Source organism: Psychrobacter sp. I-STPA10, assembly GCF_021012795.1.
Classification (GTDB): Bacteria; Pseudomonadota; Gammaproteobacteria; order Pseudomonadales; family Moraxellaceae; genus Psychrobacter.
Window position 1 is genome coordinate 13,041 of sequence record NZ_VFYU01000010.1, and the last position, 13,113, is coordinate 26,153.

Sequence of the window (13,113 nt, forward strand, 5' to 3'; positions counted from 1 at the left end):
TGGTTTATTGTATCGCATAAAATGCTAATCTTAGTCATGCTAACAAAACCATGGTGTATTTACCAAAACTTATCTCCCATTTATTAGGAATATAATGATGACCTTACTTAACCTGAACAAAAACATCCTACTTATTACTACCTTAACATCAGCATTACTGCTTGGTGCTTGTGATAAACAGCCCACTGAGTCAGAGACACAAGCAGAACCCAATGCAACTACTGAACATGATGCAATGAATCATGAGCATGAAGAAAATACTACAATACAACAAGCAGAAGATGCAGCGGCTGCTAAAGATGTTGCTTTTGCTCAAGCAGAAGAAATTCCAACTGATAATGAATTAGATACGGATAATGCGCCTGTTATTGGCAACGAGCAAAACTAATAAAACAGGTCTTAAAAATAGATCAATTTACAATCATTTAATATTACTTACCAAAATTATATATTTTTTTAACATATCCTATATATTTAGTTTGTAAAAGTTACGTCTTTATCATATAAATTATTAAAAATGTACCCTATGATGAGATAAATTCTACAAGCGTCACTTAAGAATATTTTTTATATATAGAGTTATATAAAAAAGAGAAAGATAAGACATGAAAGTCATCTAAAAATTATTTTTTATTCATCAAACGATTAAGAGGAAAAGGAAAGTAAATTATGAATACTCTAAAAATACTACAAAGTAAAACAACTGTTGCAATTGCTACCGCTAGCGCGTGTTTAATGCTAGGTGCTTGCTCTAATACCAAGCCTCTGCCTCAGCCAACTCAAGGTAATATTGCTGTGGCTCATGCCAACGACCAAGCAATGGTGGGGGCAATCCAAGCTCAAGAAGCACAAAGAAGTAGAGCGGCAGTAGCTCACGCCAATGACCAAGCGATGATTGGGGCAATTAAAGCGCGTGAAGAACAAAAATTGCGCCAACAGCAACAACCTACCCAAGGCAATATTAACTACGCCAAAGAAAATGACCAAACCATGATTGGGGCAATTGAAGACCAAGAGATTAACGATGAGTAAGCTATAACAGCTATAACACTGCCGTAGAATTATAGTTATCGGGTGTTTTTTATACACGGTTAGATAATCAGTAACTCAAAGGTGCATAAAATACACCCCGTCGGCTGTAAGAAATAGATAAAACCATTACTGACAAACAGACAATACCTTTGCATAAGGCAATAAGCGTTCATTAATACGTCTTAATTGGGTACATAAAATCAGTTGTGTTTGGTATTGATTTTGCTCTGTTGATTTTTGCTCTATTGATAAGACTAAAGCTAATTTTTCAGCTTGCTGTTGTAGCTCAGTAATGGCATACCCAACATCATAAATGGCTTGCTCAAGCTGTACCAATGATAATTGTGGCATTTGTTGCATCAATGCCACCATATCATTACCAATAACAAAAAATTGCGCTAAAAATGATCCATGATGCGTCTGTTTATGTGGATTATTTGAACCATTGGTCTTATCAGCCATGTTTAAATTTTGTGGCTCTATATTAGTTTCGACCTGCTCACGCAATGCACCCAATGCCGAAATACTGCTGATAAGTGCATAATTAAGCTGTAATAAGCGAAAGCCATCAGGCAGTTTATCGGCATATTTTTTTGGCTCTATCGACATATCTGAAACACTGTTGCTTAAAGTAACGGCACGTTCATGTGCGCTGCGGCGGGCTACCCGATAAGCTAAATGCTCTGTATATCCTTGATGAAACTGCTGTAATACTTGCTGTAAATAACTGGCATCTGCTTGTATGGCTTCTCGTCCCGTTTTGGTCAAGGTCAAATAATGCCAATCTGCCCAAATATAAGTCACTGCAAACCACGCCATACTGCTGCCAATAACCGTATCTAATATGCGTGAATACATCGCCACATGGGTATCAATACCAATCAATGAAAACCCTAATAACACTTGAATGGTGATAAAAAAGGTAGAAAAGCTATAGCGAGCAGTACGAAACACAAAAAATAAGGTGGTGGAAATCACAATCAGCAACAACTGGCTGACAAACGATAACTGCAAATAACCCAGTGATGAGCCAACCACTACGCCCAAAACCGTCCCCAAAATACGTTGCTGTAATCGACTGGTGGTTGCTGAATAATTCGGCTGGCACACCAGTACAGCGGTGAGTAATATCCAATAACCAAAATGCAAATTCAGTGCTTCTACCAGCAGACAGCTTGTTGCTGTAATCAAAGCCATACGTATGGCATGACGAAATACTGAAGATTCTAAAGTGAGATTGCGGCGAATAATCTGCACCACCTCAGAAAAACTTTCCACATCTTGTCCAGCAAGACTGCGATTGGCTGTGTCTTGCAAATCACTAAATTTAATATTTTCAATACGTTGTAGTTGCTCATTAATTGCCAATATATTTGCCACCAACTGCTGCAAACTATGTTGGTGCAACACCTCAGCATTGTGAGTTACTGGCAAATTAGACATATCACCCGTTGGTGATGCTTTATTTGCTATCGATGGCGATGCTGCCGATATATTGGATACCCTGCCATGAGATACCGCCTCTTCTGGATTTTTTAGATAGCGATTCAGTGCCAATTGCAAGCCTTTACCTGCGCGCTGCAAACTTTTATCTAACACAAAATTCTGCTGTGTATACAGTGCATCTGCCATTTGATTACACGCATTTGCCTGTAACATCACCATGCGCCCAATGCGATATATCAAATCACTGTGTTGTAGTCTTTGAGCAAACTCTTGATAATCCACATGGCTGGAGCTGATGCGCTCATGGATATTTTGTGCAATCAGATAATACTGCATCATACGCACCGTGGTGGGGTGGCGGTGCTGATTACGCAGTCGATAAAACAAAGTGCTACGGCACTGATTAAAGGCATTTACCACCTTGGTATTTTGCATTGCCAACTGCACATTTTTATCGTCTAAAAAATCGACCTCATCAGGGTCAAAAAACTGTGCTTTGACCATCATATAGCTTGCCAAACTACGATAGGCTTGTATCATGCTTATCTGCACAGGACGATGCGGCAGCACAATATGAAACACTAACGTACACACACTATATAGCAGCGCACCACAGACAATCATCACAGGATTGATATACCATGCAAGCTGTGGTAGATGAGTCAATAAGGTATATATCATCACCAAAAGCGTACCAAAAGCAATGGTACGATAGCGGGAATCTAACGCCCCTGCCATGGTGACAATAAATGCCGTAGAAGTCAGTAATATACCCAATAAAAAGGCATGGTTGATAAAAATTTGGACAGACAACGAAGCAATAGAAAATAATAGTAAAGTTGCAAAAGTATTACGCAGCCTACCAGTAAAGCGATTATCCAAATCTACCAAACCACCTGCAATAATACCCAAAAACAACGCCATACTTTCATGAATGGCATGAAAGTACCATACCACTAATGCAGCCACCACCATACTAATGAATAAGGGGAGATTGGTTAAATAGCGTGCATTTAATGTATTAAAAGTCGATAGGACAGATGCGGAAAATGAATGTGCCATTGGGCAACCTTTATCTGATTTGGCTAAGTTTTGACTACAAGCTGGCTTTTTAGCTTATGATTATCGATTAAGACTCATTCACTTTGTTAACCATTTATAATTGATTATTTTAATGCAAATCCACTGCTATCAGTATAAAAAGCATGACACTATTATTACAAATAAATCTTATTATTATTAATAACCATAAATAGACATAAAAGTGCTTGGTAGAACAAAAACACCACAATAATCAATGTTATAGCAGGAGTAAAATGGCGGCCTGTGGCATCAATAATGCACTGTTAAAAAAAGGTGATGTGATGCTACAAATGTGTCGTCTACAAAACTTGATACCGTCATCATAGAATCCATTATAGAATCCATTATAGAATCTATTCATCATAAAATCATGACAACACACCACCCACAACACACTCATATTTATATTGTATTGATAATAGGAAAATTTATCATGACCGCAATGATTCACAGCAAAAAAACCGCTTTATTCGCTGTTATCACCACAGCTACTTTATTGTTAGGCGCTTGTTCTGACAAAGATGCTGCCCAAGTAGAACCAGCAGCAACTGAAACAACAACTGAGACCACTATTGTAGAACCAGTAGCAACTGAAACAACAACTGATGCTCAAACTCCCGTTGAGCAAGAAGCCACTGGCGTTGCTACTGCTACAGATACTACGGTAGATACCACAACAACTAATGATGATGTGGCAGTGGCTAGTACCAATGATGATGCTGTTGCTGCGCCTGCTACCAATGATGATGTGGCTGTTGGTACTACCAATGACACTACCGTTATCGATGGTACTGAAACACAAGAAAATATCTCTACCAACTAATACGCCACTCTCAACTTTCTTTGATTTTCTAAAGTCACACCCCTCCTAAGTCCTCCCCTTAAAGTAAGGGGAGGACTTAAAAACCAGTTCTTCTTCTGCTGAGTTAGAGGGAGGACTGAGGCTGTGGTAATTTATTAAAAGTGCGTTATTAAAAGAGATTTACTAAAAATAGTCACCACATACTTTTTGACACACTATCCACTACCAAAATCCTTGTTTTATTCTTGCAAATCCTAACTACTTCCATACCAAAGCCTATACATAAAACTGCCTTTCAAAGATTAAAAACTTTGCTACACTAAATCAATCGTAGCTGCCTTAACTTTTGCGGTTTAATATATTAATGATACTTTGATATGAAAGGATAAAAAATGGATACAACAATAACCACTCGTCTGAGCAAATCGACCTTATCTGTTAGCATTGCCTCACTATTACTACTGACTGCCTGTAGCCAAAAAGTAGAAAACATGCCACAAACTCCACCTAGTAATGAAATGGTTGCACCAGCATCTGCACCTGAACCTGTTGTTGTTGCAGATACTAGCGCAAAAGAAGTCGCTGCAACGGCATCTCCAGTTATTGTAGTAGAAAATGAAGCGAATATTAGCCCAGCTTATCTCACTCGAGCAGCGACGGTTGCACCTATAAGTCCACCAGACTCTGTTTCCTACCAACAAAACACTGAAAACTATCAAAAAATAACTGCCAATGCGGTGCACAAAACCAGTGAAGATGCCATTGCCACCTTAAGTATTGATACCGATACTGGCAGCTATGCCAATGTGCGCCGCTTTATCAATCAAGGTCGCCTACCTCCTAGCGATGCGGTGCGTGTCGAAGAGCTGATTAACTACTTTCATTATGACTTTGGTCACGCTACTAAAAAATCAGGCGTTCCGTTTTTGGTAGACACCCAAGTGGTACAATCACCATGGCAATCAACAAATCGCATTGTGAAAATTGGTATTCAAGCTAATGATACTGCCACCGAGCAAGCCATCAAAGGACAAGCCCTACCCCCTGCCAATCTGGTATTTTTGGTTGATGTGTCAGGCTCAATGTCATCACCTAACAAGCTAGAGCTAGCAAAGTCTAGCCTAAAAATGCTCACTAAGCAGTTACGCAAACAAGACACCATCACTCTCATTACCTATGCAGGCAATACTGAAGTGGTGCTGCCTGCTACCAGTGGTGATAAAACCCAAACCATCTTAAATGCCATCGATAAACTTGATGCAGGTGGCTCAACCAATGGTGAAGCTGCCATCAAACTTGCCTACGAGCAAGCACAAGCCAGCCTTAAACCAAACGGCATTAACCGTATCTTGATGCTGACCGATGGCGACTTTAATGTCGGTGTCTCAAGCGTGGACGAAATGCTTGATATTATCCGCAAAAACCGTGATAACGGCATTTCACTCTCAACGCTTGGCTTTGGTCAGGGCAACTATAATGACTATATGATGGAGCAAGTTGCTGATAACGGTAATGGTAACTACAGCTATATCGACTCATTATCTGAGGCCAAAAAAGTATTGATTGATGAGATGTCAGCAACCTTTAACACCGTTGCCAAAGACGTCAAAGTACAAGTGGAGTTCAACCCTGCGGTGGTATCCGAATGGCGACTTATCGGCTATGAAAACCGAGTATTAGCTACCGAAGATTTTAATAATGACAAAGTTGATGCCGCAGAATTGGGTGCAGGAAAATCGGTGGTTGCCTTATTTGAAGTTACCCCAGTTGGTGCACAAGGGCTACTTGATGACAGTCGCTACCAAAAAACACCCTCTGCCACTACTAAAACAAACAATGATAAAACCAATGAGCTGGCTTTTTTAAAGATTCGCTATAAAGCACCCAATGGCGATACCTCAAAACTGGTCACTTATCCGATTGCTAATCAGTTAAGCACAGCCAATAGCGATACCAAATTTGCTATGGCGGTGGCAGGCTATGGTCAGCTACTCAGCGACAGCAAATATATCAATAACTGGACGTATGCCGATAGCAAACGCTTAGCGCAACAAGGCATTGGCACGGACAGCACAGGTAGTCGTGGTGAGTTTATTCAGTTGGTTGAATTAGCCGATGCGTTGCAGTAGTTGATAAAACAGTCAAGGTAGCAAGACAGGTTATTGTACTATTTAAAATAACCACTCAATAAAAACTCAATCATAACAAACGAACAAAACAAACGAGGGTTTATTTAGCCCTCGTTTTTATCACATTTCGCTTAACTTATATCACTTAAGCCATACCGCTCAAAAATCCTGCCTTACTTTTTTGCATCTCTTGCTTAAGCCAATCTTTAAACACTATCTTTCTTTTATCCTGATAAAATGGTTTAGCAGACAATAAATGATAAGCCGAACCGTCTGCGACAGACGAATGTACACATTGTAAAAAGTGATTATCTAACTCTTTTTCCACCATATAAATCGACACCACTGCTGTACCCAAACCTGCCAAACAGCCCTCAATACACAAATAAAAATGCTCTAATACTAACTGCTCATACTCTTGTAGCTGTTGTTGCAATAACGGGAATTTTGTTAACTGCCGCCATAAATTGGGGCGTGATGAGGACAACAATACGGTTTTATTCTCTGCTATATGTGGATTACGCACCGCCACGATGTATTCATCGGCTATCTTTTCATGGTAAATATCTGCACCCCATTCAAAGTCATTTCTGCGTAGGGCAATATCTATCGCCTGCCCATCAAAGTCCACTGCCCCGCCTGCGGTGAGTAGCACTATCTCAAAGCCATAATTCAACTGATTAAACTGTGCCAATCTTGGTATCAGCCACTTCATCGAGATGGTCGGCTCACACGATAGCACCAACTGCTTTTGTTGGTTTTGCTGACTTTTCAGCTCATTCAGACAGTCATCAAGTCGGCTAAATACCTGCTGACAACAGGCAAATAACACCGCACCATCAGGCGTTAATACGAGGTTTTTACCAACTCTAGCAAACAACGCCATGTCCAGCGACTCTTCCAGATTTTTTATCTGCTTACTGACTGCACTTTGGGTAACAAACAACTTGGTGGCGGCTTGGGTAACACTGCCATGCGTCGCTACATAATAAAAAAACTTTAAGCCATTTAACGATATCTTTTCTATCATTCCAAAACCTCATGGATATTCATGCGGATAAATCCATTTTAGTTTAACGATGACTGTGTAAAGATACAACCAAGTTGATGCAGCTAGATTGTTACGACCCGATTGATAAAAATAAACTATGACGATAAGTCATCAATCAAGCCGTAGAAATAGAAATAAAAACAGAAACAGACCAAAAAGAGAAAAAGAGATGACTGAATTTTATGCCGTCATTGCCATCACTATTTTGGCGGTGATTAGCCCGGGTGCAGACTTTGCCATCGTCACCAAAAACAGCTATTTGTATGGTCGCTCAGTTGGGGTGCTAACCTCCATTGGCATTGCCTTAGGCGTGTTGGTACATGTGACTTATACGCTGGTGGCGATAGCAGTGGTAATGAAGATTGCTCCCAACTTTTTGGCATGGATAAAGTATTTGGGGGCATTTTATCTGATTTATATCGGCTATAAAACCTTTGTGCAAACCCCTGTATTAGAAAGTACAAGCTCTACGGCAATTGGTGCTTGGCAAGCCCTGCGTAATGGCTTTTTTACCAATGCGTTAAACCCTAAAACCACGCTGTTTGTGATTAGCACCTATACCCAAATCGTCAGTGCCACCACACCAAAATTTGTATTAATCGGCTATGGTCTATTTATGTCATTGGCACATTTGCTTTGGTTTGCATTGGTGGCGGTATTGTTTTCACAACAAACTTTGCGCGCCAAAATGCTTAGTCGTCAGGTGATGATTAATCGGGTGATTGGGGTGATTTTGGCGGGATTGGGTATGGTTTTGTTATTTGCTAATGTTGGTTAAAGGTACGTTAGTTAAAGAAATATTAGCTAAGTGAGTGTTAGTTAAGAAGGTGTGAGTTAAGGAAATATGAGTTAAAAGTATGTTAACTAAGGACATTTTAATATAGGGAAAAGCTACTATGAGCAAAATTGCATTTATTGATATGGAAGGGGTATTAATTCCTGAGATATGGACATTTTTAGCAAAGCAACTTGCGATTTCTGAGTTAAATCTAACGACGAGAGAAGTTGCAGATTATCAAAGTCTTATGCTGTATCGCATTAATATTTTAAAGAAACATAAAGTGACACTGGCACAAATCCAAGAGATTATTAAACAGCTTGAGCCAATGGCAGGTGCTTTTGACTTTTTAACAGCGTTAAGAGGCAAAGGCTATAACATTCAAATTATATCAGATTGCTTTGAAGAATTTTTGCAAAGCTTTGTTAGTAAGTTGCTTATTCCTATAAATGCTGTCTATTGCCATCAGTTACAGTTAGATGCTGAGGGGTATATCACAAGTGTGAATTATAGCCGAACACAAGGTAAGCAAGAAGCGGTCAAAAACTATCCCTTTTCACTTAGACATAGTATCGCCGTTGGTGATGCTTTTAATGATTTTTCGATGCTTAGTGCAGTCACAAAGGGCTTTTTATTTGCACCATCTGAGACCGTTTTGAATCAAGCCCCTGCTGAATTTAGTATTGTGTATAGTTATGAAGAAATCTTAAATAGCAATTTCTAAACCACCTATGCGGTGTTCATATTATTCAAAATCACTCGGAAATGTACCTTCTGGAAATCCTATTTAAAGGATTTCCCTTGCACAGCTAAAATTGACATGGCTTTCTTGTAAATCAGTTTTAACGCTGCTCATAAACCACCTATGCGGTGGACAACTCAACTCATATCCCACCGATGATGGGCTTATATTTCTAAACCACCTATGCGGTGGACAACAAAATAACAGGCATGTCACTGCGTTATTTTGTTTTCTAAACCACCTATGCGGTGGACAACCGGGGTCGTACCAGTCGATAAAAACTGGCTTATTTCTAAACCACCTATGCGGTGGACAACTTTTCGGGGAAAACTACGGTCAAATCTGTATCTTTCTAAACCACCTATGCGGTGGACAACATTTTTTAGCAGTTGACCAAAATAATGCGGCTTTTCTAAACCACCTATGCGGTGGACAACACGAGGTTTACAACGATAAGAGCGAGAGCAAATTTCTAAACCACCTATGCGGTGGACAACTCAAGTGTTTCATTGACGCTGGCTTTGGTGATGTTTCTAAACCACCTATGCGGTGGACAACTAGAATTATAGCGTTAAAAAGTCAGTAATAACAAGGCGTGCGGGGTAAAAAACCTTAATTTACCTTCTATTTTTTCTTTATTTTTAAGTTATTGATTTTAATTATTATTTTTATAGGCGTAAAAAAAAGGGTATTTTTCTAGGGTTGCTCACATGGATAAGGTAGGTTTGGTTAGCAGCGAAAACCATAAACAAAATACAGACGACGATAAATGGCTACTTAACAATAAAAAAACCAACGGATTATGAGTCCGTTGATTTTATGATTTCTATAAAAAACAGGTCAGCAAATACTAACTTTTAACTTTATGTACCACAAAGCCAAGCTCGCTCATGGTGCTTTCTTTATCATAAGGTGCAAGCACCGCTTTGCTATGTGGTTTATCTAGCAAATAAGTGGTCGCCACACGCTGTAAGTCAGCTAAGGTTACGGCTAAGATATTGGCACGCATTTGTTGTTGCCACGCTTCATCTCGTCCGTGTAGCTCGCTAAAGCAGGCTTTGACTGCCTCCCCTGCTGGTGAGCCGGGTTTGTCCATTGCAGAGATGATGCCAAGTATCGCTTCTTCTAGTTGGGCTTCATTTTGCGGTTCGTTAAGTAACCACTGTACGCTTTGCTCAAAATGGGCAAAGGTTTCACTGCAATGTGGGTCACGATAGCTAAAGAATTTAAAGGCACAGGCATTGGCATCATAGCCTGCTCCGCCACCATAAGCACCGCCTTTTTCACGGATAGCACCGTGTAGATAGCCATTGCGTAAGTAAGGTGCCAGTACCATCAGCGCAGCAGTATCAGGGTGGTCAGATGAGGTTGCAGGATAAACGGCGGCGTTATGATAGACATTGGTAGATACCAGCCATGCCATGTCTTCATCTGCATCTTTTTCTATCGCCATCGGTGCATCGGCAACACTGGATAATGCCAGTTCACAAAACTCTTCGGGGATTTGGTTGGTGGCATCACTGCTATTGCGATTATCAATATTGTTCGCATCTTGCCAGCTTTGCACGATAAGGTCGCTAAGACGCTCGGTTTGCTCAGCTTCACAAATAATCAAAGCGTGTTTCGGCAAGGCGATGATATGTTGATGCAATGCCATAAGGCTATTTGCCAAATCGTCCCATTTACTCTCATTTTCTTTGGCATCTGCCAAAAATGCCGTAAGCGCATTAAGTGCAGGTAAGCCACTACGCACATATTCTAGCTGGGCTTGACGGCTCATATTGCGACTGGCGGTTTGTAGCGCATAGGCATGTCCTGCATTGGCAAGGCGAGACTGCCAGCCTGCTTGTTTTTGTCGTAATAGCTCTTTGATGCGCTCATGCTCTGTAAATACAGTGTGCATCAATACTTCTTTAAGCACGTCTATCGCCTCTACTTTGCGGTTTAGCGCGCGGGTGGCAACGACAAAATAACTGGCAATCTCATTGCGGTCATGAATACTGGTACGCTGACTAATACGTGCAGTAACGCCCGATGAGTGTGCCGCTTGCAAGGCCTGCATTTCGCGTGCGCTCATCGAATCCGTACCCAAATCTGAAAGCAGACCAAGATACAGCGGCAACAATGGGTGATTAATCACTTCATCAGCCATCGTTTGCTCGGCGGCATCTACATTGCCCAATTTGTCAGATTCTAAAGGGATAATCACCTGATAATAATACAATCCATTGGTGCCAACTTCGTATTGAAATAACGTGCTGTCTTTGCCTTGTAATTTGACTGGTAGGCTTGTGCCTTGGCTCAGTTTCACCGCTTCTGGCACGTCTTCGATGCCAACTTTTGGTAATAGGCTCAAGTCATCTTCGGCATTTTGACGGGCGGCTAAGTCTAAGGCTTGCTGACGCAATTGTGCTTTATCATCTTCTGTCATTTCAGCAGCAAGGGTGTCTAGACGAGTTTGCTCAGCGGCGATGATTTTGGCAGATTTTTGTGCATCGGGGACAAGGGTAACCCGAACTCGGTGCGGATTATCAATTAAGTAGGTCTCAATTAAACTGGGTAACCAATTGGGGTCTTTGACTTGCTCACGTAGCCACGCCAGATGCTCATCAACTTCCCACACGTCTATGGGGTTGCCATCATGAATGGCGGTGCTAAAGCCTTCTAGCATCAGATTTAAGCCATAAGGCATACTATCACCACCAATATGACGTTGGTCAATTTCAATCTGGTGCAAAATAGTTTCGATGCTGTCATCATCAATGGGATTGGCGGCAATCTGACGCAATAAATCTAAAATGCCCTGCTCAACCGCCTCGGCATGCTCAGGCTCAGAGCCACGCAGACCTGTATAAAATACCATCTCATAATGACTGTCATCGAGCCCCAATAAGGGGCTTGGTGCGCTACCAAGCGTATGACTATCCAAATAGGCACGCAAAGGCGAGCCTGCATGTTCAATCAACACCCCTTCAAGCAAACGCAAAGCCAATCTGCGTTTGGGGTCGGTAATGGTGGGTAATAGCCATGCAATCACATGATGCGTTTTGCCCTCGCCTTCTTCTTCGGCAGTATAAGTCTCTGTGACGGCAATCGGCTTGGTAAAACGCTGCTCAGGGTGTGAGACGTGTTTTTTACCAGATTCAAACTGTGCCAGCGCATCTTCATGTAGGCGAGTTTGCGTCTCTAGTACGGGGATATTACCAAAGCTCATAATCACACTATTGGCAGGGTGATAATGGCTTTGATGAAAATCTACCAATTCATTATGGGTCAAATCAGGGATATCGGCAGGGTCACCGCCTGAGTTATAGTGATAGGTGGTGGTGGGGAAAAGATGGTGTGCTACGGTATGATAAAGCTGGTCAACCTCCCCACTCATCGCGCCTTTCATCTCGTTAAATACAATGCCCTTAAATTGTGGCTTGTCATTATCATCAAGCTCAACACGAATGCCTTCTTGCGCAAAGTCCAATGGGTGAATATTAGGAAAAAAGGTGGCATCTAAATAAACAGACAATAAATTAAAATAGTCGTTTTTGTTTTGGGTGGCAAACGGAAATGCCGTCCAATCAGCCGCAGTCATGGCATTCATAAAGGTGTTAAGTGAGCGTTTAATCATCGAAAAAAACGGGTCACGCACAGGGTATTTTTGTGAGCCACACAACGCCACATGCTCTAAAATATGCGCCTCTCCCTTTGAATCCATCGGCTGGGTACGAAAGCCCACCAAAAACGCATTTTCTGCGCTTGGGTGCGCAAGATGATAGTGCATCGCCCCAGTTTGGGCATGCTGACTAATCAGCACGTCAATAGACAAGGCATCAATATGACGATGCTCAATCAGCTTAAAAGCGGGGTGCAGGGTGAGTTGTGGCGAAAAAGCAGTATCAATCATACCTATCCTTATTAATGCCTTGTTATTAATTCAAAATTGATTCAAAAAGGTGACTTTACCGATGCCATTATCATCGGTATGTTCTATTCATCAGCTTATGTGGCTATCAGTCGTTAATAGTCATCATCTGTTACTGTTGCTATTACTATTGC

9 protein-coding genes and 1 CRISPR repeat array are annotated in these 13,113 nt (G+C 41.2%); of the genes, 6 read left to right on the forward strand and 3 right to left on the reverse strand.

Translation table 11 applies throughout. The features are described 5' to 3' along the window. Window positions 1–97: 97 nt before the first annotated feature. Window positions 98–388: a hypothetical protein gene (locus tag FHK89_RS04290; RefSeq protein ID WP_230657133.1), complete on the forward strand. Its 291-nt coding sequence runs from the start codon at window positions 98–100 to the stop codon at window positions 386–388. Between the two features lie 281 nt (window positions 389–669). Next, complete coding sequence (locus FHK89_RS04295; protein ID WP_230657135.1) at window positions 670–1,032, forward strand: hypothetical protein; 363 nt, start codon at window positions 670–672, stop codon at window positions 1,030–1,032. 126 nt (window positions 1,033–1,158) lie between these two features. On the opposite strand, the gene FHK89_RS04300 is transcribed toward FHK89_RS04295, so the two are convergent. After that, on the reverse strand, window positions 1,159–3,540 hold the full coding sequence (locus FHK89_RS04300) for an FUSC family membrane protein (RefSeq protein WP_230657137.1): 2,382 nt from the start codon (window positions 3,538–3,540) through the stop codon (window positions 1,159–1,161). A gap of 454 nt (window positions 3,541–3,994) precedes the next feature. On the opposite strand from FHK89_RS04300, the gene FHK89_RS04305 reads away from it, so the two are divergent. Both FHK89_RS04305 and FHK89_RS04310 read left to right on the forward strand, forming a co-directional pair. Then, window positions 3,995–4,384, forward strand: coding sequence for a hypothetical protein (locus tag FHK89_RS04305; RefSeq protein ID WP_230657139.1), 390 nt, complete (start codon window positions 3,995–3,997; stop codon window positions 4,382–4,384). A gap of 371 nt (window positions 4,385–4,755) precedes the next feature. Next, window positions 4,756–6,492 (forward strand): vWA domain-containing protein, encoded by a 1,737-nt coding sequence (locus FHK89_RS04310; protein ID WP_230657141.1) that lies wholly within the window; start codon window positions 4,756–4,758, stop codon window positions 6,490–6,492. Between the two features lie 145 nt (window positions 6,493–6,637). Here the strand turns inward: FHK89_RS04310 and FHK89_RS04315 are convergent, their stop codons facing one another. Beyond that, window positions 6,638–7,522, reverse strand: coding sequence for a LysR family transcriptional regulator (locus tag FHK89_RS04315; RefSeq protein WP_230657142.1), 885 nt, complete (start codon window positions 7,520–7,522; stop codon window positions 6,638–6,640). Between the two features lie 190 nt (window positions 7,523–7,712). Here FHK89_RS04315 and FHK89_RS04320 point away from each other — a divergent pair, with 190 nt between their 5' ends. Beyond that, on the forward strand, window positions 7,713–8,321 hold the full coding sequence (locus FHK89_RS04320) for a LysE family transporter (RefSeq protein ID WP_230657144.1): 609 nt from the start codon (window positions 7,713–7,715) through the stop codon (window positions 8,319–8,321). A gap of 118 nt (window positions 8,322–8,439) precedes the next feature. Then, complete coding sequence (gene thrH / locus FHK89_RS04325) at window positions 8,440–9,045, forward strand: bifunctional phosphoserine phosphatase/homoserine phosphotransferase ThrH (protein ID WP_230657146.1); 606 nt, start codon at window positions 8,440–8,442, stop codon at window positions 9,043–9,045. A gap of 127 nt (window positions 9,046–9,172) precedes the next feature. Continuing rightward, window positions 9,173–9,621: direct repeats of the CRISPR family, unit length 28 nt; unit sequence TTTCTAAACCACCTATGCGGTGGACAAC. A 292-nt stretch (window positions 9,622–9,913) separates the two neighbouring features. On the opposite strand, the gene FHK89_RS04330 is transcribed toward thrH, so the two are convergent. Further along, window positions 9,914–12,961: an insulinase family protein gene (locus FHK89_RS04330; RefSeq protein ID WP_230657147.1), complete on the reverse strand. Its 3,048-nt coding sequence runs from the start codon at window positions 12,959–12,961 to the stop codon at window positions 9,914–9,916. Window positions 12,962–13,113 lie beyond the last annotated feature (152 nt).

Bases quoted from the DNA above. Each gene is read 5' to 3' on its own strand.
- FHK89_RS04290 (WP_230657133.1), top strand. From the start codon at position 98: ATGACCTTACTTAACCTGAACAAAAACATCCTACTTATTACTACCTTA.
- FHK89_RS04295 (WP_230657135.1), top strand. From the start codon at position 670: ATGAATACTCTAAAAATACTACAAAGTAAAACAACTGTTGCAATTGCT.
- FHK89_RS04300 (WP_230657137.1), bottom strand. From the start codon at position 3,540: ATGGCACATTCATTTTCCGCATCTGTCCTATCGACTTTTAATACATTA.
- FHK89_RS04305 (WP_230657139.1), top strand. From the start codon at position 3,995: ATGACCGCAATGATTCACAGCAAAAAAACCGCTTTATTCGCTGTTATC.
- FHK89_RS04310 (WP_230657141.1), top strand. From the start codon at position 4,756: ATGGATACAACAATAACCACTCGTCTGAGCAAATCGACCTTATCTGTT.
- FHK89_RS04315 (WP_230657142.1), bottom strand. From the start codon at position 7,522: ATGATAGAAAAGATATCGTTAAATGGCTTAAAGTTTTTTTATTATGTA.
- FHK89_RS04320 (WP_230657144.1), top strand. From the start codon at position 7,713: ATGACTGAATTTTATGCCGTCATTGCCATCACTATTTTGGCGGTGATT.
- thrH (WP_230657146.1), top strand. From the start codon at position 8,440: ATGAGCAAAATTGCATTTATTGATATGGAAGGGGTATTAATTCCTGAG.
- FHK89_RS04330 (WP_230657147.1), bottom strand. From the start codon at position 12,961: ATGATTGATACTGCTTTTTCGCCACAACTCACCCTGCACCCCGCTTTT.